19 protein-coding genes are annotated in these 19,514 nt (G+C 72.6%); 13 read left to right on the forward strand and 6 right to left on the reverse strand.

Translation table 11 applies throughout. The annotated features are described in order from the left end of the window. Nucleotides 1-12 precede the first annotated feature (12 nt). A complete protein-coding gene (locus ACWPOB_RS15760) occupies nucleotides 13-1,251 on the forward strand; it encodes an NAD(P)/FAD-dependent oxidoreductase (protein ID WP_455401382.1) in 1,239 nt (412 codons plus the stop codon). A gap of 3 nt (nucleotides 1,252-1,254) precedes the next feature. On the opposite strand, the gene hutH is transcribed toward ACWPOB_RS15760, so the two are convergent. The 3 genes from hutH to ACWPOB_RS15775 are packed head-to-tail and all read right to left on the reverse strand — an operon-like array spanning nucleotide 1,255 to nucleotide 4,000. Further along, nucleotides 1,255-2,802: a histidine ammonia-lyase gene (gene hutH, locus ACWPOB_RS15765; protein WP_455401383.1), complete on the reverse strand. Its 1,548-nt coding sequence runs from the start codon at nucleotides 2,800-2,802 to the stop codon at nucleotides 1,255-1,257. Nucleotides 2,803-2,819: 17 nt separating this feature from the next. Further along, nucleotides 2,820-3,383 (reverse strand): AAA family ATPase, encoded by a 564-nt coding sequence (locus ACWPOB_RS15770; protein ID WP_455401384.1) that lies wholly within the window; start codon nucleotides 3,381-3,383, stop codon nucleotides 2,820-2,822. Next, nucleotides 3,380-4,000: a PadR family transcriptional regulator gene (locus ACWPOB_RS15775; protein ID WP_455401385.1), complete on the reverse strand. Its 621-nt coding sequence runs from the start codon at nucleotides 3,998-4,000 to the stop codon at nucleotides 3,380-3,382. Before ACWPOB_RS15775 ends, ACWPOB_RS15770 begins: the two co-directional genes overlap by 4 nt. A gap of 111 nt (nucleotides 4,001-4,111) precedes the next feature. Between ACWPOB_RS15775 and ACWPOB_RS15780 the strand changes: the two genes are divergently transcribed. The 6 genes from ACWPOB_RS15780 (at nucleotide 4,112) to ACWPOB_RS15805 (ending at nucleotide 10,220) form a co-directional block, all read left to right on the forward strand. Further along, nucleotides 4,112-4,624, forward strand: coding sequence for a DUF1707 SHOCT-like domain-containing protein (locus ACWPOB_RS15780; RefSeq protein ID WP_455401386.1), 513 nt, complete (start codon nucleotides 4,112-4,114; stop codon nucleotides 4,622-4,624). A 52-nt stretch (nucleotides 4,625-4,676) separates the two neighbouring features. Then, nucleotides 4,677-5,144 carry an SRPBCC family protein gene (locus tag ACWPOB_RS15785; RefSeq protein ID WP_100058705.1) on the forward strand — a complete coding sequence of 156 codons (468 nt, stop codon included), beginning with the start codon at nucleotides 4,677-4,679 and terminating at the stop codon, nucleotides 5,142-5,144. 74 nt (nucleotides 5,145-5,218) lie between these two features. After that, the gene (locus ACWPOB_RS15790; protein ID WP_006932415.1) at nucleotides 5,219-5,932 is read left to right on the forward strand and encodes a phosphatidylserine decarboxylase; all 714 of its coding nucleotides are present in this window, start codon (nucleotides 5,219-5,221) and stop codon (nucleotides 5,930-5,932) included. Next, a complete protein-coding gene (locus tag ACWPOB_RS15795) occupies nucleotides 5,929-6,843 on the forward strand; it encodes a CDP-alcohol phosphatidyltransferase family protein (RefSeq protein ID WP_455401387.1) in 915 nt (304 codons plus the stop codon). Before ACWPOB_RS15790 ends, ACWPOB_RS15795 begins: the two co-directional genes overlap by 4 nt. Before the next feature lie 21 nt (nucleotides 6,844-6,864). Then, nucleotides 6,865-9,045 (forward strand): AAA family ATPase, encoded by a 2,181-nt coding sequence (locus ACWPOB_RS15800; RefSeq protein ID WP_455401388.1) that lies wholly within the window; start codon nucleotides 6,865-6,867, stop codon nucleotides 9,043-9,045. Between the two features lie 2 nt (nucleotides 9,046-9,047). Then, nucleotides 9,048-10,220 (forward strand): hypothetical protein, encoded by a 1,173-nt coding sequence (locus ACWPOB_RS15805; protein ID WP_455401389.1) that lies wholly within the window; start codon nucleotides 9,048-9,050, stop codon nucleotides 10,218-10,220. 11 nt (nucleotides 10,221-10,231) lie between these two features. Here the strand turns inward: ACWPOB_RS15805 and ACWPOB_RS15810 are convergent, their stop codons facing one another. Then, entirely contained in the window at nucleotides 10,232-10,654 is a 423-nt protein-coding gene (locus tag ACWPOB_RS15810; protein WP_100057748.1) for an NUDIX hydrolase, read from the reverse strand. A gap of 229 nt (nucleotides 10,655-10,883) precedes the next feature. Between ACWPOB_RS15810 and ACWPOB_RS15815 the strand changes: the two genes are divergently transcribed. From ACWPOB_RS15815 to mnhG, 6 genes are read left to right on the forward strand one after another with little or no spacing between them, the layout of a single operon-like run. Then, on the forward strand, nucleotides 10,884-13,721 hold the full coding sequence (locus tag ACWPOB_RS15815; protein WP_455401390.1) for a Na+/H+ antiporter subunit A: 2,838 nt from the start codon (nucleotides 10,884-10,886) through the stop codon (nucleotides 13,719-13,721). Continuing rightward, nucleotides 13,718-14,326, forward strand: a complete 609-nt coding sequence (locus tag ACWPOB_RS15820; protein WP_100057749.1) for a Na(+)/H(+) antiporter subunit C — start codon at nucleotides 13,718-13,720, stop codon at nucleotides 14,324-14,326. The genes ACWPOB_RS15815 and ACWPOB_RS15820 overlap by 4 nt, the downstream gene beginning before the upstream one ends. Continuing rightward, nucleotides 14,323-15,909: a Na+/H+ antiporter subunit D gene (locus ACWPOB_RS15825; RefSeq protein WP_100057750.1), complete on the forward strand. Its 1,587-nt coding sequence runs from the start codon at nucleotides 14,323-14,325 to the stop codon at nucleotides 15,907-15,909. The genes ACWPOB_RS15820 and ACWPOB_RS15825 overlap by 4 nt, the downstream gene beginning before the upstream one ends. Before the next feature lie 41 nt (nucleotides 15,910-15,950). Beyond that, nucleotides 15,951-16,451, forward strand: a complete 501-nt coding sequence (locus ACWPOB_RS15830) for a Na+/H+ antiporter subunit E (protein WP_455401421.1) — start codon at nucleotides 15,951-15,953, stop codon at nucleotides 16,449-16,451. Further along, complete coding sequence (locus tag ACWPOB_RS15835; RefSeq protein ID WP_006932436.1) at nucleotides 16,451-16,711, forward strand: monovalent cation/H+ antiporter complex subunit F; 261 nt, start codon at nucleotides 16,451-16,453, stop codon at nucleotides 16,709-16,711. Before ACWPOB_RS15830 ends, ACWPOB_RS15835 begins: the two co-directional genes overlap by 1 nt. Next, nucleotides 16,708-17,043, forward strand: a complete 336-nt coding sequence (gene mnhG / locus ACWPOB_RS15840; protein WP_100057752.1) for a monovalent cation/H(+) antiporter subunit G — start codon at nucleotides 16,708-16,710, stop codon at nucleotides 17,041-17,043. Before ACWPOB_RS15835 ends, mnhG begins: the two co-directional genes overlap by 4 nt. Here mnhG and ACWPOB_RS15845 read toward each other — a convergent pair. Both ACWPOB_RS15845 and ACWPOB_RS15850 read right to left on the reverse strand, forming a co-directional pair. Beyond that, nucleotides 17,009-18,325, reverse strand: coding sequence for a DUF5933 domain-containing protein (locus ACWPOB_RS15845; RefSeq protein ID WP_455401422.1), 1,317 nt, complete (start codon nucleotides 18,323-18,325; stop codon nucleotides 17,009-17,011). The genes mnhG and ACWPOB_RS15845 overlap by 35 nt on opposite strands. 64 nt (nucleotides 18,326-18,389) lie before the next feature. Next, complete coding sequence (locus ACWPOB_RS15850) at nucleotides 18,390-19,511, reverse strand: glutamate--cysteine ligase (RefSeq protein ID WP_455401391.1); 1,122 nt, start codon at nucleotides 19,509-19,511, stop codon at nucleotides 18,390-18,392. Nucleotides 19,512-19,514 lie beyond the last annotated feature (3 nt).

Genomic DNA, 19,514 nt, shown 5'->3' on the forward strand with positions numbered 1-19,514 from the left:
CGGGAGTGCGTCATGGCGATTCGTCGGGTGGTCGTCGTCGGGGCGGGCTTCGTCGGGTTGTCGGCGGCCTGGTTCCTGCAGGAGCGCGACGTCGAGGTCACGGTGCTCGACCGCACCGGGGTGGCCGCCGATGCGTCGTGGGGCAATGCGGGCTGGCTGGCCCCCGCGCTGACCCTGCCGCTGCCGGAGCCGGCGGTGCTGCGGTACGGGATCCGTTCGATGCTCACGCCGTCGTCCCCGGTGTACGTGCCGCCCGCGGTCGACCTGCGGTTGTGGCGGTTCCTGGCGGGATTCGCGCGGCACTGCACCGCCCGCCGGTGGCGCGCGGCGATGGCGGTGTTCGCCGAGGTGAACCGGATGGCGCTGGGCGCCTACGACGATCTGGCCCGCGGCGGTGTCGTCGAGCAGACCCGCCCGGCGGATCCGTTCCTGGCAGCGTTCGCGTCCGAGGACGACCGTCGCGTGCTCGTCGAGGAGTTCCGGCAGGTGGTCGCGGCGGGCGGCGAGGTGGATTTCGACCTGCTCGACGGGGACACGATCCGCACCCTCGAGCCGCTGCTCGGCGACGGGGTGCGGGCCGGGATCCGGCTGCGGGGGCAGCGGTTCGTCGACCCGCCGCGGTTCGTCGCCGCGCTGGCGGAGTCGGTGCGCGACCGTGGCGGTGAGGTCGTCACCGGGTTCGAGGTGCAGGCGGTCCGGGACGGCCCGCGGGACGTGCGCGTGGTCGGCACCGGCGGCGGGGACCGGGCGGCGGATGCGGTGGTGCTGGCCACCGGGGCCCGGCTGAACGACCTGGCCCGGCCGTTCGGGGTCCGGATGCCGGTGCAGGCCGGTCGCGGCTACAGCTTCAGCGTGCGCCCGGCGCACCTGCCGAAGAACCCGATCTACTTCCCGGCCCAGCGGGTCGCATGCACGCCGCTGCACGATCGGTTCCGCATCGCCGGGATGATGGAGTTCCGCCGGCCCGACGCCCCGCTCGACCCGCGGCGGATCCAGGCCATCGTCGACGCGGCGCGGCCGCTGCTGACCGGCGTCGACTGGGCCGCCCGGGCGGAGGAGTGGGTGGGCTCGCGTCCCTGCACCCCGGACGGTCTGCCGCTGGTCGGCGGCACCCGCTCCGCGCGCGTGTTCGTCGCCGGCGGTCACGGCATGTGGGGCGTGGCGCTGGGCCCGTTGACCGGCCGCCTGCTGGCCGACGCGATGACCGGTGCGCGGGCGGCGGTGCCGCGGCAGTTCGACCCGCTCCGCTGACGATCAGTCCAGGGCTCCGATCGCGGATTCCGCCGCGGCGACGAGTTCTCCGCTCGCGGCGAGCCGGACCGCGGCGTCGATCTCCGGGGCGAGATGGCGGTCCGGGCCGGGCCCGGCCACGTGCCGGCGGAGCGCGGCGACCACCGCGCCGGTGCCGGGGGCCGGGGTGAGCGGGGCGCGCAGGTCCAGTGCGCGTGCCGCGGTGAGTGCCTCGATGGCCAGGACACGCGTCAGCGCGGCGAGGCCGCGGCGCAGCTTGCGGGCGGCGGACCAGCCCATCGAGACGTGGTCCTCCTGCATGGCCGACGACGGGATCGAGTCGACGGCGGCGGGCACGGCGAGGCGCTTGAGGTCGGCGACGAGCGCGGCCTGGGTGTACTGGGCGATCATGTGCCCGCTGTCGACGCCGGGATCGTGGGCGAGGAACGGCGGCAGGCCGTGGCTGCGGGCCACGTCGAGCAGCCGGTCGGTGCGGCGCTCGCTGATGTTCGCGACGTCGGCGACGACGACGGCGAGGAAGTCGAGGACGTACGCCAGCGGGGCGCCGTGGAAGTTGCCGTTCGACTCGATCCGGCCGTCGCGGGTGACGACCGGGTTGTCGATCGCGGCCGCGAGTTCGCGTCCGGCGACCTGCTCGGCGTGGGTCAGGGTGTCGCGCGCGGCGCCCGCGACCTGCGGGGCACACCGCAGCGAGTAGGCGTCCTGCACCACCGGGCAGTCCGGGGTCCGGTGGCTGGCCACGACGGCGGAGCCGGCGAGGAGCCGGGTCATGTTGGCGGCGGCCACGGCCTGGCCGGGGTGCGGCCGCAGGGCGTGCAGGTCGGCGGCGAAGACCCGGTCGGTGCCGAGCAGGGCCTCGACGCTCATCGCGGCCGTGACGTCGGCGAGCCGCAGCAGGGCGCGCAGATCGTGGCAGGCAAGGACCAGCATGCCCAGCATCCCGTCGGTGCCGTTGATCAGGGCGAGCCCTTCCTTCTCGGCGAGCACGACGGGCGCGAGGCTCGCCGCGGCGAGGGCCTGCGCCGCCGGCACGAGCATGCCGTCGGCGTCGCGGGCCTCGCCCTCGCCGGTGAGGACGAGGGCCACGTGGGCGAGCGGCGCGAGATCCCCGGAACAGCCGAGGCTGCCGTGCTCGGGCACCACCGGCGTGATTCCCGCGCTCAGCATCGCGGCGTAGGCCGTGGCGGTCCCGGGGCGGACCCCGGTGTGCCCGGTGGCGAAGGTGGACAGGCGCAGCAGCATCATCGCGCGGACCACCTCCCGTTCCACCTCGGGGCCGGTCCCGGCGGCGTGGGAGCGGATCACGCTGCGCTGCAGATCGATTCGCGATTCCGGGGGAATGTGGCGGGTGGCGAGTGCCCCGAACCCGGTGGTGATGCCGTACGCGGGCCGGGGGTCGCGGGCGAGCGCGTCGACCACGGCACGGGCGGCGCCGATGAGGGCGAGCGCGTCCGCGGAGAGCCGGACCGGCGCGCCGGACCGCGCCACGCGCAGGACCTCGTCCGTCGAGACGGGACCGACCCCGACGACGACCTCCTCGGCCACGGCCACCTCCCGATCGATACGCGCTATCCGGATTGTGTCCCCGGCACCGGCCGGCGCGCCGCCGAATCGGGGTCGAAGAGGCCGGCTTCGCGCCGGATCGCGGTGACCGCATCGTCGGGACCGGCCACAGCCGTGTCGATCGTCAGGTGGGCACGGTCCCACGCCTCGTAGTGTCGTCCGCGGATCTGCTGCCACGTGGGGAGCGTGAGGCCGGCGATGTCTCCGGCACGCTGCTCGGCGCGTCTGCGATGTTCGGCGGGGTCGGTGCAGACCAGTTCCACTTCGAGCACCCGGGCCCCGGCCCGGTGCGCGGCGGCGCACCAGGCGTCGCGGGTGAGTTTCACCGGGTTGACGCACTCGACGACGGTGGTGAGTCCGAGCGCGAGCTGGTCGCGGGCGAGGGCGTAACCGGCGTCGTATCCGGCGGTCCGGGGCGGCCGGGGCAGTTCACCGGAGTCCACCAGGGCCTGCTCGATCGTGTCGATCCGCAGATAGGCGGCGGCGATCCGGGCCGCCAGGCGACGGGCGACGGTCGTCTTCCCGGTCGCGGGCAGGCCCCCGATCACGATCAGCCAGGGCCGGTTCACGAGGCCGGCCCCAGCGTGTCCGCCACCCGGCCGAACCACTCGAGCACGGCCCGTTCGTAGACGATGCCGAAGTCCAGGGTCGCCGACGAGTACGGGTCCGCACGGTGCTCGGCGGCGGTGCGCTCGTAGTCGGCGAGCCGGCGTTCGTGGGCGGCGCGGTGGACGGCGAGCATCTCGGCCAGCCTGCCGGGCGGCAGGTGCCTGCCGAACGCGACGGTGAGCAGCAGCGGGTAGCGGATGTTCTCCGGTCCGGGTTCGCGTTCGATCCACTCGGCGAATGCGGCACGGCCGGAGTCGGTGAGCGCGAAGGGCTTGCGGTCGCGCGGGCCCACCTCGCCCGCCTCGACGAGACCGGCCCGTTCCATCGCGGCGAGTTCGCGATACACCTGACTGGTCGTGATCGACCAGAATTTCCCGATCCGCTCCTGCGCGGTCACCACCAGATCCCACCCGGTCTTCGGACCCTCGTGCAGGAATCCGAGCAGCGACGCCGCGGTGGCATTGAGCGGACGGGCCGCGGTGGCATCGAGCGGACGAGCCGCGGTGGCATCGAGCGGACGGGCCGCGGTGGCATCGAGCGGACGAGCCGCGGTGGCATTCAGCGGACGGTCGACCATGGCGGACACCTTTCCCGGGGGCTTGACATTCCACTGTGGCATATCCACCATGGTGGTATCGACATTCCACTGTGGAACCTCAGTGGTCTCGACCCTCCGCAGGAGGCAGCGATGGAATACGTCAACGGCGTCCGGATCTCCGACTCCGAACGCGAGCGGCTCGTCGACGAACTGGGCCGGCACCTCACCGCCGGCCGGCTCACGATCGGCGAGTTCGACCAGCGGGTCGGCGAGGTGTACCGGTCCGTCACCACCGACGAGGCGCACCGGGTGCTGAGCGACCTTCCGGCGGCACCCCCGGCCCCACCCGCACCCCCGCCCGCCCCGGCCCGCACCGCGGACCGCCGGCTCCCCCTGCATCAGCGGATCGAGTGGGGAGCCTGGGCCGCAGCCGGGACGATCAACCTCGCGATTTGGGCGATCGTGTCGATCGCCGTCGGCGCGGCCGTGTACCCGTGGCCGGTCTGGGTGATCGGGCCGTGGGGCCTGGTGCTGCTCGGCCGGACCCTCACCGGACAGGAAGGCGCCGGCCACCGGACGCGTCCCGGCCGGGGTCCACTGCGGGCTCTCCCCGCGGGTGGGTGGTGCACGTCCAGGTGGCGGGCGTCACAGACTCGGCTATGATCGACGGGCAGTATTTGTAACTCGCGGTTACGCGAAGAATCAGGGAGGCCCCGTGTCGAAGACCCTCGAAGCCACCGTCGAGATCGCCGCATCGCCACAGCAGGTGTGGCATGTGATCTCCGACCTGAAGCGGATGGGCGAGTGGAGCCCGCAGTGCCGGAAGATGGCCGTGCTCGGCGGACCCGTCGGAGTCGGGACCAAGACGATCAATGTCAACCGCAAGGGCCTGCTCGTGTGGCCCACCACCGCCAAGGTGCTCGCCTTCGAGCCGGGGCGCCTGCTCCGCTTCCGGGTCAACGAGAACCGCACCGTCTGGTCGTTCACCCTCGAGCCCACCGACACCGGCACCCGGGTGACCCAGCGACGGGAGGCGCCCACCGGGACCAGCAAGGTCTCGCAGTTCCTCATCGACAAGGTCCTCGGTGGCGCGACCGCCTTCGACGACGACATGGTGGTCGGCATGAACGCCACCCTCGCGCGCATCAGGAACGAGGCCGAGGGCGCGGCCCTCGCACGGTGACCCTCCTCGCGTAGGCTGTGTTAGCCCGCGGGCCGCACGCCCGCGGGTCACACCGCGCGACACTAAGAGGAGCCGTGGCCCGAAAGCCCACACCCCCCGGAACCCCACCGCCCACCAGCGTCGAGCATGTTCTCGAACTGGTCCGCAAGACGATTCCACCGCTCCACCCGGCAGGCATCCCCTTCGTCGCCGCCCCGCTCGCCGTCGCGGCGCTCGGCCGCAACCGCAAGTGGGTCCGTCGTGCCGGCCTCGTCTCGGCCGCCGCCACCGCAGGGTTCTTCCGCCACCCCCACCGGGTGCCACCCAACCGGGTCGGCGTCGTCGTGGCCCCGGCGGACGGCGAGGTGGCCCTCGTCGACACCGCGGTGCCGCCCGCCGAACTCGAGATGGGCACCGAGCCGCGGCCGCGGGTGAGCATCTTCCTGTCCGTGCTCGACGTGCACGTCCAGCGCAGCCCCGTCGGCGGCACCGTCACCAAGGTCGTGCACCGCCCCGGGCAGTTCCTCTCGGCCGACCTCGCCGATGCTAGCGAGGTCAACGAACGCAACAGCATGCTCCTCGAGACCCGCGACGGCGCCGACGTGGCCGTCGTCCAGATCGCCGGGCTGCTCGCCCGCCGCATCGTGTGCGACGCGAAGGCGGGCGACACGCTGCCGATCGGCGACACCTACGGCCTGATCCGCTTCGGTTCCCGTGTCGACACCTACCTGCCCCCGGGTAGCACCCTCCTCGTCGAACGCGGGCAGAAGACGATCGGCGCCGAGACCGTCATCGCCCAGCTGCCGTGAGCCCGTCCGCCGCCTCCCCGGCAGCCCCGGAACGCAAACGCCGCGGTCGCCCGCAGGCCGTGCGGCTGCTGCCGAGCGTCATCACGATCCTCGCGCTCTCCGCCGGCCTGTCCGCAGTGAAGTTCGCCCTCGACGGCCAGCTGGGCACCGCCCTCGGCATGATCGGCGCGGCAGCGGTGCTGGACTCCCTCGACGGGCGCATCGCCCGTCTGCTGGACGCCACCACCAAGATCGGCGCCGAGCTGGACTCGCTGTCCGACGCGGTGGCGTTCGGCGTGGCCCCGGCCCTCGTGCTGTACGTGACGCTGCTGGACGGCAGCCCGTTCGGCTGGATCATCTCCCTGCTGTACGCGGTCAGCATCGTGCTGCGCCTCGCCCGGTTCAACACCCTGCTCGAGGACGACACGGTGCCCGCGTACGCCCGCGAGTACTTCGTCGGCGTGCCGTCCCCCGCCGGCGCCCTCGTCGCTCTGGCGCCGGTCGCCGCGCACATCCAGTGGGGCGAGGGCTGGTGGGACTCCTACCCCGTCGTGGCCGTCTGGACGCTGCTCACCGCCGCCCTCGTCGTCAGTCAGATACCGACCCTGGCGATGAAGTCGGTGTCCGTCCCGCCCCGCTACGCGGTGATCCTCCTGGTACTCGTGGCGGTCGCGGCGGCCGCGCTGGTCACCTACCCGTACGTGCTCATGCTCGTCCTCATCGGCCTGTACCTGGCGCACATCCCGTTCGCGATCCGTTCCAAGCGCTGGGTGGCGGCGCGGCCGGAGACATGGAACATCAAGCCGTCCGAGCGTCGCGCCCTGCGCGCCGAGCACCGCGCCCTGAGGCCACGCCGGGTCGCGATCCGGCGCGCCCCGCAGCCCCGGCAGTCCGCCGCGCGACTCGGTCTACGTCGCCCCCGCGGACGCTGACGACGCTCTAGGCTCGGCGGGGTGAGCAGCCCCGAACTCGCGTTGACCGTCCGCCTCAACACCTCCGCGGCCGATGCGCGCCGCGGCGTCGTCCGCGTACACCCGGAGGTGCTCACCGCGCTGGGCCTGCGCGAATGGGATGCGATCGCGCTGATCGGGGGGCGCCGCACCGCGGCCGTCGCCGGCCTCGCCTCCGCCGGCACGCCGACCGGCACGATCCTGCTCGACGACGTGACGCTCTCCAACGTGGGGCTGCGCGAGGACGCCACCGTCCTCGTCGGCCCGGTCGTCGTCCACGGCGCCCGCACGGTCGCGGTCACCGGATCGGCACTCGCCACCCACACGATCGACGCCGTCACGCTGCGCCAGGCACTGCTGGGCAAGGTCCTCACCGTCGGCGACGCGGTGTCGCTGCTGCCCCGCGATCTCGGACCGGGCACGAGCACCGCCCCCACCACGCGCACCCTGTCCCGCACGTTCGGGATCGCCTGGACCACGGAACTGCTCACCGTCACCGCCGTCGACCCCGCCGCACCGGTGAGCGTGCAACCGAACACGGCGGTGAGCTGGGGCACCATCCCGGCCGGGCGGGCCGTCGCCGGCCCCCGCCCGGCCGCCGCCTCGTCGCCCCGGCCCGCGACCCCCGCACCGCCGCCACCACCGGTGGAGGACCTGGTCGGCGTGCAGACCCAGGCCGGCAGGCTCACCGAGTGGCTGAAGCTGGCCCTCGACGAGCCCGAACTGCTGCGCGCCCTCGGCGCCTCCCCCCACCTCGGAGTGCTGATCACCGGGCCCGCCGGCGTCGGCAAGGCCACCCTCGCCCGCGCGGTGCTCGCCGGCCGTCGCGTCGTCGAGCTCGACGGGCCGAGCGTGGGCGCCACCGCCGCCGACGATCGGCTGCGCCGCGTGAGCACCGCCGTCGCCGACCTGACCCCCGGCGGGATCCTGCTCGTCACCGACATCGACGCCCTGCTGCCCGCCGACCCCGAACCGGTGTCGGCGCTGGTCCTCGACCAGCTGCGCCGCGCCGTCGACACCGTGGGGGTCGCGCTCGTCGCGACCACGGCGCACCCCACCGAGGTGGACTCGCGGGTCCGCTCCCCCGAGATCTGCGACCGGGAACTGGCCCTGCCCCTGCCCGACGGCGCCACCCGTCGCGCCCTGCTCGACGTGCTGCTGCGCCGGGTGCCCACCGACAACCTCTCGCTCGACGCCGTCGCCGCCCGCGCGCCCGGCTTCGTCGTCGCCGACCTGGCCGCCCTGTGCCGGGAGGCGGCGCTGCGGGCGGCGGCGCGGGCGAGCCGCGACGACACCGAGCCGAGGCTCACCCAGGGTGACCTGCTCGGTGCGCTCGAGGTGATCCGCCCGCTGTCGCGATCGGGCACCGAGGAACTGGCCATCGGCAGCGTCACCCTCGACGACGTCGGCGACATGGTCGACACCAAACAGTCGCTCACGGAGGCAGTGCTGTGGCCGTTGCACCACCCCGACTCGTTCGCCCGCCTCGGCGTCGAGCCGCCGCGCGGTGTGCTGCTCTACGGACCACCGGGTTGCGGCAAGACCTTCCTGGTGCGCGCGCTGGCCAGCTCGGGACAGCTGAGCGTGCACGCCGTCAAGGGCGCCGAGCTGATGGACAAATGGGTGGGCGCCTCGGAGAAGGCCGTGCGGGAGCTGTTCCAGCGGGCCCGCAACTCCGCACCGGCGCTGGTGTTCCTCGACGAGATCGACGCGCTCGCCCCGCGCCGCGGGCAGAGCTCCGACTCCGGTGTCACCGACCGGGTGGTGGCCGCCCTGCTCACCGAACTCGACGGGGTCGAACCGCTGCGCGACGTCGTGGTGCTCGGCGCCACCAACCGGCCCGACCTGATCGATCCGGCCCTGCTGCGCCCCGGCCGGCTCGAGCGGCTGGTGTTCGTGCCGCCGCCGGACGCGGAGGCCCGCGCCGCGATCCTGCGCACCGCGGGCAAGTCGGTGCCGCTGGCCGACGACGTGGACCTCGGCGCCCTCGCCGCGGACCTCGACGGCTACTCCGCGGCGGACTGCTCGGCGCTCCTTCGGGAGGCCGCGCTCGCGGCGATGCGCCGCAGCGTCGACGCCGCGGCGGTCACCGCCGACGACGTGGCGGCGGCGCGGAAGGCGGTGCGCCCGTCGCTGGAGGCCGCGCAGGTCGAACACCTGCGGGCCTACGCCGAGGGGCGCTGACGATGCCGGCGACGACGGTGCGGTTGGACGAGCCGGTCGCGGGTCTCGCGGCGTTGTGCGCGGGCGCCCTCGCCGGCTTCGCTGTATCGGTGGACGGGGTGGCGCTCCCCGCCGCGACGGGCAGCGCCACCGGGCCGATCGTGTTCGCGGTGGCGGCGGTGCTGGCGGTCGCGGGCCTGCAACGCTCGGGGTCGCGCCGCACGGCGTGGTTGCTGGCAGCCGGTTGCACGGTGGTGCTCGGGACGGTGCGGTTCGCGGTACCTGCCGCCGACCCCGACACCCTCACCGTGCTGCCCCTGATCGGTGCGGGAGCCGCCGGGATCCTGCTCGGGGCGGCGGTCGCCGCAGCGTGGGGCGAACCGATCGGGCAGTGGGCGGTGGTCGTCGGGGCGTGGGCGGTGTTCCTGCTCGCCGACCCGATGGGGACGTCCCTGCAGTCCTCGGCGCTGCCGTCGCCGCTGCAGTGGCCGCTCGCCGTCGCGGCCGGGGCCGTGGTGCTCGCCGCATTCGTCGCGGGGGCCGGGGCCCGGGTGCAGCGGCCGGAGGCGCGGCTGCCGATCGTCGCGGTCGGGGCGACGGCGGCGCTGACCGTCGGCATGCATGTGCTCGCCGGCTGGGTGGGCGAGCAGGCCACCTCGGCTGCGGCGTGGATGTGGCTGGCCGCCGCGGCCGTGCTCGCCGCGACGGTGCTCGGCGCGGAGGCCGTCGGCCGTTTCCTGCCCTTCGCGGACGGCCGGTTCCTCGTCGCCGCGCTCGGGGCGACGGCCGCGGCGTACCCGCTGGTCGACGACCTGGCCGGGAGGGAGGTGTCCGCTTGGGTGCCCGCGGCCGGGGTGCTGGCGGTCGCGGTGGGAGCCGCGCTCGCGTGGCGGGTCCCGCGGGTCGAGCTGGGCCTGGGAATGGCCCTGGTCGTCACGCTGACCGCGGCGCTGTGGCCCGACGCGGCGGCGGACGGCCCGCAGTTGCTGGTGCGCGTGGCGCTGATCGCCGCGGGCACCGGCCTGGCCCTGGGGGCGGCGCTGCCCGGTGCGGCACCGGTCGCCGCGATGGGCCTGGTGCTGCCGGTTGCGGCGGCAACGGTCGCCGCGGTCTGGGCCTTACCCGCCGACCCGCGGCTGCTCACCGGTGCGCTGGCGGCGACCGGCGCGGTATGCGCGTGGCGCTGCCGGAGCTGACGTGGCCGGTCTCACTCGGCCCGGACGAGACCGAGGGCGTGCAGGTGCTCGAACACCAGCATCGAACCCGGCGCGACCTCGGGCAGGGCGGCGTACTCGGCGACGGTGAACCAGCCGAGTTCGGCGATCTCCGCCGCCGGGCGCGGTTCCCCGGCGAGCTCGGCCGTGAAGCAGGTCATGTGCAGGCGAGTGCCGACCGGATGACCGAATGCCTCGGCCTCGAAGATCCCGACCTCGGCGACGGTGCCGTCGACGAGGCCGACGCCGAGTTCCTCGCGGATCTCCCGGTGCAGGGCCTGCTCGGGGGTCTCACCGGGATCGATCTTGCCGCCCGCCATGTAGAAGGCGGTCTTGCCGGCGGAACGGGTCTGCAGCAGGCGTCCGTCGCGGACGTACGCGAGCGCGGCGGTACGGATCGGTCCGGTGTCGGGCATGGGGGCACTCTACGATGGGAATCGGACACCGGAGCGTCGGCGGCCGGTTCGCAACCATGCGAATGATGCCGGTAAGCTGACATCGAATCCGATTTGTCCATTTGCAGAGCAGCACGTGTATCGGGATTTCCCGGGTCCGCGTGGCTCAGGCATCGCCCCTCGCGGGTGCTGCACAACAATTGCAAGCCTGTTACACCCCGCCGCCAGGCCCGACCCCGACGGAGTGCCTTTGCTCGCCATACTCATCGCCCACGCGGTCGCCACTCTCGTCGCGCCGCCTCTGGTCAGAGTCATGGGGAGAAATGCGTTCCTACCGCTGGCGCTGGTGCCACTGGCGAGCCTCGGCTGGGTGATCGGCAACTGGGGCACGGAACGCACCCTGCACATCGCGTGGGCGCCGGGCCTGTCGATGAACATCGACATGCGCTTCGACTCCCTCGCGGCGATCATGTCGGCGCTGGTGCTGGGCATCGGCGCGCTCATCCTGCTCTATTGCGCCCGGTACTTCACCGACGACGAGCCCCGTCTGGGGATCTTCGCCGCCGAGATGGTCGCCTTCGCCGGCGCCATGTTCGGCCTGGTGACCAGCGACAACATGCTGGTCCTCTACACGTTCTGGGAACTGACCACCGTGCTGTCGTTCCTGCTGGTCGGCCACTACGCGGAGCGGGCGTCGAGCCGCCGCGCCGCCACCCAGGCCCTGCTCGTCACCACCGCCGGTGGCCTCGCGATGCTCGTCGGGATCATCGTGCTCGGGCAGCTGGTGGGCAGCTACAACCTCTCCGACGTGATCGCGGCCGCCCCGAGCGGCTGGCTGGCCGGGGTGGGTGTCGCCCTGGTCCTGGTCGGCGCCCTGTCGAAGTCCGCGGTGGTGCCGCTGCACTTCTGGCTGCCCGGCGCGATGGCGGCCCCGACCCCCGTCTCCGCGTACCTGCACGCCGCCGCGATGGTGAAGGCGGGCATCTATCTGGTGGCGCGGCTGGCTCCGGCTTTCGCCGATGCGGCGCCGTGGCGGCCCATCGTCGTCACCCTCGGCCTGGCGTCGATGCTGCTCGCCGGCTGGCGCGCGTTCCGGGCCTTCGACCTGAAGCTGATCCTGGCGTTCGGCACCGTCAGCCAGCTCGGTTTCCTCATCGCCCTGGTGGGGATCGGCAGCCGGGAGGCGGCGCTGGCCGGCATGGCCATGGTCGTGGCCCATGCGATGTTCAAGGCCTGCCTGTTCATGGTGGTCGGCATCGTCGACCACGGCGCCGGCACCCGCGACATCCGCAAGCTCGCGCACCTCGGGAAGCGGGCGCCGTTCCTCGCGGCCGTCGCGGCCGTCGCCGCGATGAGCATGGGCGGCCTGCCCGTGTTCATCGGGTTCGTCGGCAAGGAGGCGGCCCTCGAGGCCGTGCAGGTGACGACCCTGCTGAGCCCGTGGGCCCGGATCGCGGTACTCACCGCGATCGTCGCCGGGTCGATCCTCACCCTGGCGTACAGCATCCGGTTCGTGTGGGGCGCCTTCGGCCGCAAGCAGCTCAAGCGCCCGAGCCCGGCCGTGCAGAACTTCCACGCCGCGGGACCGCTGCTCCTGTTCTCCCCGACCGTCCTGGCCTTCGGCGGGCTGGCTGCCGGACTCGCCGCCCCGTGGCTCGACACGCTGCTGTCCCCTTACGCGGACACGCTGCCCAGCACCCTGGACAAGCCCTACCACCTCGCGCTGTGGCACGGCGTCGGCCTCCCCCTCGTGCTGACCGCCGTCGTCGTGGCCGGGGGCACCGCGCTGTACTTCGCACACCGCGCCATCTCTCGCCTGAGGTTCGAGCGTCAGCTGTTCGGCAACGCCGACCGCATGTACGACGCGGCGCTGCGCTTCATGGACACCGTGTCGATACGGCTGACCGGTTCCACCCAGCGGGGCTCGCTGCCGCTGACCCAGGGCATCATCCTGGTCACCCTGGTGGTGCTGCCCACCACGCTGCTGCTGGTGTTCGGCCCCGAGCGGGACATGGCGGTGCGGTGGTGGGACTCGTCCGTCCAGTTCGCGGCGGCGGCCATCATCATGTGCGGCGCCCTGGCGGCGACGGTGATGCGCAACCGCCTCGCCGGCGTGCTGCTCGTGGGCCTGACCGGCTACGGGTGCGGATTCCTGTTCGCCCTGCAGGGCGCCCCGGACCTCGCGCTCACGCAGTTCCTCGTCGAGACGCTGACCCTCGTCATCTTCGTGCTGGTGCTGCGCAAGCTCCCCGCCGAGTCCCGTCCCGAACACGTCGTGGGCCGGAAGCTGCCGCGCGCCCTGCTCGGCATCGCGGTCGGCGTCGCGGTCACGACGATCGGGGTGTTCGCCACGAACGCCCGCACCGCCGACCCGATCGCGCTGCTGCTGCCGGAGGCGGCCTACGAACTCGGCAACGGCAAGAACGTGGTCAACGTGCTGCTCGTCGACATCCGGGCCTGGGACACCCTCGGGGAGATCTCCGTGCTGCTCGTCGCGGCGACGGGCGTGGCGAGCCTGGTGTTCCGCACCCGCCGCTTCGGTTCGGCGCCGCGCGTCTCGGACGCCCCCGCGGCGCAGCTCGACGCGATGTCGTCGAGCACCGAGACGACGTGGCTGCGCGGCGGGGACCTCATCGACCCGCGGCACCGCTCGCTGGTCCTCGAGGTCACGACCCGCCTGGTGTTCCCGACGATGATGGTGCTGTCGGTCTACTTCTTCTTCGCCGGGCACAACGCGCCCGGCGGCGGCTTCGCCGGCGGCCTGATCGCGGGGCTTGCGCTGGTGCTGCGGTATCTGGCCGGTGGCCGCTACGAACTCGGCGAGGCGGTGCCCATCGACGCGGGCAAGATCCTCGGCCTGGGTCTGACGTTCTCGGCGGGCACCGCCCTGGTCTCCCTGTTCCTCGGTGCGCCGCCGCTGTCGTCGGCGACCGTCGAGATGACTCTGCCGCTGCTCGGCGACATCAAGCTCGTCACCGCACTGTTCTTCGACCTGGGGGTGTATCTGATCGTCGTCGGCCTGGTACTCGACGTGCTCCGCAGTCTCGGCGCGCGTCTCGATGCAGAGATCGTGGGTGAGAAGCGATGAGCGCGAATCTGACCATGCTCGCTCTGGTCGGGGTGCTGGTCGCCTCCGGGGTGTACCTGCTGCTCGAGCGCAGCATCATCAAGATGCTGCTGGGGTTGCTGCTGATCGGCAACGGCATCAACCTGCTGATCCTCACCCTCGCCGGGCCGGCCGGCGGCCCGCCCGTGGTCGGTGCCCGCAACGACCTGCACGAGAACATGGCCGACCCGCTGGCACAGGCGATGATCCTCACGGCGATCGTCATCACCATGGGCGTGGCCGGCTTCGTGCTGGCGCTCACGTACCGGTCGTTCACGCTCAGTGCCCGCGACGAGGTCGAGAACGACCCCGAGGACACCAAGGTGTCGCAGCGGCGCTCGCCCGCCGAAGCCCCCGACCGCGACCGTTCCGACGATCCGCTCACCGGCCTGCCGAGCCGCGGCGGCGACGCGTTCGACGCGGCCGGCAACCCGATCCCCCTGGAGGAACTCGTCAACCTGGAGGACCTCGAATCCTACGAGGACCTGCACGACGGCGACTTCGACGACGAGACGGATTCGGCCTACAGCGACGGTGAGGCGGCCCGCGGAGACGACGCACCGTCCCGGGGAGGAAGGACCCGATGACCCTGTCCGCGACGGCGCTGACCCCGCTGCCCGTCCTCATCCCGATGCTGGCGGCGGCCGCGACGCTGATCCTCGGGCGCCGGCCCCGCGCTCAGCGGGCCGTGACCCTCGTTGCGCTCGTCGCCGTGCTGGTGGTCTCGGGCCTGCTGCTGTACCTCGCCGACCGGGACGGCATCGCGGTCGTGCAGGTCGGCGGATGGGACTCCCCCATCGGGATCTCCCTGGTGGTCGACCGGCTCTCGGCGCTGATGCTGGTGGTGTCGGCGATCGTGCTGCTCGCCGTCATGCTGTACGCGGTCGGACAGGGCATCCACGACGGCAACGACCAGCAGCCCGTGTCGATCTTCCTGCCGACATACCTGGCATTGACCGCGGGCGTGTGCAACGCATTCCTCGCCGGCGACCTGTTCAACCTCTTCGTCGGGTTCGAGGTGCTGCTCGCGGCGTCGTTCGTGCTGCTCACCCTGGGGGCGAGCGCGGACCGGGTCCGCGCCGGCGTCTCGTACGTGATGGTCTCGATGGTCTCGTCGCTGATCTTCCTGGCCGGCATGGGGTTCGCGTACGCCGCGACCGGCACCCTGAACCTGGCGCAGATGGCGGTGCGGATGGACGACGTGCCGGAGGGCACCCGCGCCGCGATCTTCGGCGTGCTCCTCGTCGCGTTCGGCATCAAGGCGGCGGTGTTCCCGCTGTCGACGTGGCTGCCGGACTCGTACCCCACCGCCCCGGCGCCGGTCACCGCCGTGTTCGCCGGCCTGCTCACGAAGGTCGGCGTCTATGCCATCATCCGGGCGCACACGTTGCTGTTCCCGGGCGGCGAGCTCGACAACGTGCTCCTGGTGGCCGGTCTGTTGACGATGGTGATCGGCATCCTCGGCGCCATCGCCCAGAACGACATCAAGCGTCTGCTGTCGTTCACCCTCGTCAGCCACATCGGCTACATGGTGTTCGGGATCGCCCTCTCGACGCAGGCGGGGTTGTCCGGCGCCGTGTACTACGTCGCCCATCACATCCTGGTCCAGACGACGCTGTTCCTCGTGGTCGGCCTGATCGAGCGGCAGGCCGGCTCGGCGTCGCTGCGGCGGCTCGGCGGACTCGCCCTCGCCAGCCCGGTCCTCGCGATCGCGTTCCTCGTCCCGGCGCTGAACCTCGGGGGCATCCCCCCGTTCTCCGGGTTCATCGGGAAGGTGGCCCTGCTGCAGGCCGGCGCCGCCGACGGATCCGTCCTGGCGTGGGTGCTGGTTGCGGGCGGCACCGTCACGAGCCTCCTCACCCTGTACGTCGTCGCCCGGGTGTGGACCAAGGCCTTCTGGCGGGCCCGCGCCGACGCACCCGAGGGCGGCCTCGCCGACGCCGCCCCGTCCGCGCTGATCGACGAATCCGGGATGGAGGTCGCCTTCTCGGACCGGGTCGACGTCGGGCGCATGCCCCCGGCAATGCTGGTACCGACGATCGGTCTCGTCGTCGTCGGCCTGGCCCTGACCGTGTTCGCCGGCCCGCTCATCGACATCAGCGACCGTGCCGCCGAGAACCTGCGGGATCGGTCCGTCTACATCGAAGCCGTGCTGGGAGGTCAGCCGTGACAAGCCGGTCGAATCTGCTGCGCCTGTTCGTCCTGGGCTGGATGACGCTGGTGTGGGTGCTGTTGTGGGGCACCTTCAGCGCCGCGAACCTGCTCGGCGGGATCGCCGTCGCGGTGATCGTCATGGTGATGCTGCCGCTGCCGCGGGTTCCCGTCGAGGGCCGCCTGCACGTGCTGTCCGCCGTGCGCCTGGCCGCCGTGATCTTCGTGGATACGATGAAGTCCACGGTCTCGGTCGGGTGGCTCGCGATCCGGCCGGCGCCGCCGCCGGTGACCGGTGTGCTGCGGTGCCGGCTCACCATCAAGTCCGATCTGGTGCTCACCCTGTGGGCGGACATCATGAACAACATCCCCGGCACGATGGTCCTCGAGATCGACCAGGCCCGCCGGATCGTCCACGTCCACGTCCTGGATGTGGGCACCGACCGGAAGGTCGCGGACTTCTACCGCTCCGCGCGGCGCATCGAACGCCTGTTGATCTCGACGTTCGAACGCAACAACGAATGGCAGCCCAGCCCCTGGGTCGTCCGGGAGGAGGCGTGATGACGGTGATACTGGCGCTCTCGGGCGCGCTGCTGGTGGTCGCGGCCGCGCTCATCACCTACCGGGTGCTGGCCGGCCCCACCTCGCTGGACCGGCTGATCGCCCTCGACGCACTGCTGGCCATCGCGATGTGCGGGCTCGCCGCGTGGGCGGTGCACAGCCGGGATACGACGATCGTGCCGGCCGTCGTCGCTCTGGCCCTCGTCGGATTCATCGGCTCGGTGTCGGTGGCACGCTTCCGGGTGCGTGACGACCAGTGACCACCGTGCTGGAACTCGTCGGCCACGTCCTCATCCTGATCGGCTCGGTCATCTCCCTCACCGCAGCGGTGGGCATCGTGCGCTTCCGCGACACCCTCTCGCGCATGCATCCCGCAACGAAACCGCAGGTGGTCGGCCTGCTGTTCGTGCTCGGCGGCGCGATACTCATCCTGCGGGGCAACGTCGACATCTGGATGCTGGCGCTGGCGGGCATGTTCATGGTGCTGACCGCTCCCGTCATCGCCCACCGGGTGGGCCGGCTCGCCTACCGGGAGCAGCTCGGCCGCGACGGTCTGCTCAGCGGCGACGAGCGGCCGCCGGACGGGAGCTGACCGCGTCCGGCCGGCGGTCGCCGTCGGCCGCATGGAACGTGACGTGGAAGGCCACCGCCAGCACCACCAGCGAACCGAGCAGGAGGGGCCCGGCGAGCGGGGCGTGCTCCGCCATGAGGCCCGGCAGGTACCGGTAGGCCGCCAGCTGCGCGGCCAGCACCGCCGCGCCGCCCGCGACGAGGCGGATGCGGAACCAGCCCCAGCCGCGGTCCGGGTCGCGCAGCGCGGCCTCGAGCGTCAGGCACAGCACCGCGCCGGAGACGAGGTCCACCCCGTAGTGGTAGCCGAAGCCCAGCGTGGCGGCGAGGGTGCAGCCGAGCCACCCGGTGCCGAGCAGCCGCAGCCACCCGGGGCCGCCGCGGGTGTGCAGGAACAGCGCCAGCGCCCACGCGGTGTGCAGGCTCGGCATGCAGTTGCGCGGGGTGACCGCGTCGAACGGGATCGGCTGCGGGTCGGGATTCCACGGCACCGCAGCCGGCCAGAAGGTCCCCACCTGCCAGCCCTCGCCGTGGTCGCCGAACGCGAAGATGGGGCCCACCACCGGGAACAGCATGTAGATCAGCGGCCCCACCAGGCCGATGAGCAGGAAGGTGCGCACCAGGTGGTGTGCGGGCCAGGGGCGGCCGCCGCCGACGTTGCGGAGCTGGTACACGGCGACGACGATCGCCGCGACGGGCAGCTCGATGTACACCCAGTGCAGCACCGCGTACACGCCGGGCCCGAGCCATTCGAGAACCCGGCCCGCCAGCCACGACGGATTGCCCAGGGCATGGTCGGCGAGCTGGACGTACTCGTCGAGCACGTCCGGCCGGGTCCGTGCGGTCAGTTCGAGCCACGTGTCGCCGATCTTGACCGAGAGCACCAGCAGCACCCCGAGCGCGATGCCGCGCAGCGCACCGCGGCGCGGGCCGCCGTGCAACGCGACCGCGGCGTATCCGGCCAGCAGCACGAGCACGATCGTCGGCCCGTTCCCCACCGTCAGGGGGCCGCCGGTGAGGTACCGCTCGACCGCGAACGCCCCGTCGAGCAGCACCGCGGCACCGACGGACACGTACCGCAGGCGCGCGGTCAGGCCCACCATCGCCAGCGCGAGACCGGCCCACGGCACGGACGCCGACTTCGGGATCGCGACGACGTCGCCGACGAGTCCGGGGAGCGGCCCGGGGAACCCGCTGTACCGCGCGACCGCCTCGGCCACGAGGGCACCGAGGATCGCGCCGGTCAGAGCGAGGGGAACGAACAGTTGCGGCACATGCGCCGGCTGCGCCTTCGGGCGCTCCACCCCTCGGATCGACACCGGTACATGGTAAACAGCGTGTGAACTGTGCGGGAACGCGGCCGATCGTTCAGGCGCGCAGTTCCTCCACCAGCGAGTCCACCACCGCGACGAGGTCGCCGCCGGTCTGCTCCGCGATCCGGCGCTGCCGCTGGTAGGAGGCGCCCCGCACGGGGATCTGCGCCACCTGGGCGAGTTCGTCCGCGCAGCCGAGCCGCGCCGCCGTGGGAGTGAGCTGCTCGAGCAGGTCGTTCAGGTCGTCGGTGACGAGGCGCTCGTGGCACACCGGGTCGAGGATCACCTCGGCCTCGAGACCGTAGCGGGCGGCGCGCCACTTGTTCTCCTTGACGTGCCACGGCTGCAGGGTGGGCAGCTGCTCGCCCTGCTCGAGCCGCTCGTCGTAGTACACGACGAGCGAGTGCACGAGGGCGACGAGGGCGGCCAGCTCGGCCTTGTTGGTGATGCCGTCGAAGACCCGGACCTCGATGGTGCCCCACCGCGGCGACGGGCGGATGTCCCAGTGCATGCCGCCCGGCTTCGTGATGACCCCGGACTTGAGCTGGTCCTCGATGAAGCTCTCGTACTGCGCCCAGCTCTCGAAGTGGTACGGCAGTCCGGCCGTCGGCAGCTGCTGGAACATCAGGGCACGGTTGCTCGCGTAGCCGGTGTCCACGCCCGCCCAGATCGGTGAGGAGGCCGACAGCGCCAGCATGTGCGGGTACTTCACCAGCAGCGCGTTGAGGATCGGGATGACCTTCTCCGCGGACGAGACACCGACGTGGACGTGCACGCCCCAGATCAGCATCTGCCGGCCCCACCAGCGGGTGCGCTCGATCATCTCGTCGTAGTCCGGGGACCGGGTGACGACCTGGTCTGTCCATTGCCCGAACGGATGGGTGCCGGCGCAGATCAGATCCACCCCCGCGGGATCGGCGGCGGTGCGTAGCAGGTCGAGGGATTCGGCCAGGTCGTCGACGGCCTCGGCGACGGTGTCGTGCACGTCGGTGACGAGTTCGACGGTGTTGCGGAGGAACTCCTTGGTGAGCCGCGGGGTCTGCCCGGCGCGCCGCTCGACCGCGTCGAAGACGACTGCCGCGGTGTTCGACAGGTCGCGCGTCTTCTTGTCCACCAGCGCGATCTCCCACTCGACGCCGAGGGTCGGGCGGGGTGAACCGGGAAACGGTACAGGCACGAA

This window comes from Rhodococcus sp. 2H158 (assembly GCF_053764755.1).

Excerpts from the sequence above, each read along its gene's own strand:
- ACWPOB_RS15760 (WP_455401382.1), top strand. The coding sequence starts at position 13 with ATGGCGATTCGTCGGGTGGTCGTCGTCGGGGCGGGCTTCGTCGGGTTG.
- ACWPOB_RS15775 (WP_455401385.1), bottom strand. The coding sequence starts at position 4,000 with ATGGTCGACCGTCCGCTGAATGCCACCGCGGCTCGTCCGCTCGATGCC.
- ACWPOB_RS15780 (WP_455401386.1), top strand. The coding sequence starts at position 4,112 with ATGGAATACGTCAACGGCGTCCGGATCTCCGACTCCGAACGCGAGCGG.
- ACWPOB_RS15805 (WP_455401389.1), top strand. The coding sequence starts at position 9,048 with ATGCCGGCGACGACGGTGCGGTTGGACGAGCCGGTCGCGGGTCTCGCG.
- ACWPOB_RS15810 (WP_100057748.1), bottom strand. The coding sequence starts at position 10,654 with ATGCCCGACACCGGACCGATCCGTACCGCCGCGCTCGCGTACGTCCGC.
- ACWPOB_RS15820 (WP_100057749.1), top strand. The coding sequence starts at position 13,718 with ATGAGCGCGAATCTGACCATGCTCGCTCTGGTCGGGGTGCTGGTCGCC.
- ACWPOB_RS15825 (WP_100057750.1), top strand. The coding sequence starts at position 14,323 with ATGACCCTGTCCGCGACGGCGCTGACCCCGCTGCCCGTCCTCATCCCG.
- ACWPOB_RS15830 (WP_455401421.1), top strand. The coding sequence starts at position 15,951 with ATGACGCTGGTGTGGGTGCTGTTGTGGGGCACCTTCAGCGCCGCGAAC.
- ACWPOB_RS15835 (WP_006932436.1), top strand. The coding sequence starts at position 16,451 with ATGACGGTGATACTGGCGCTCTCGGGCGCGCTGCTGGTGGTCGCGGCC.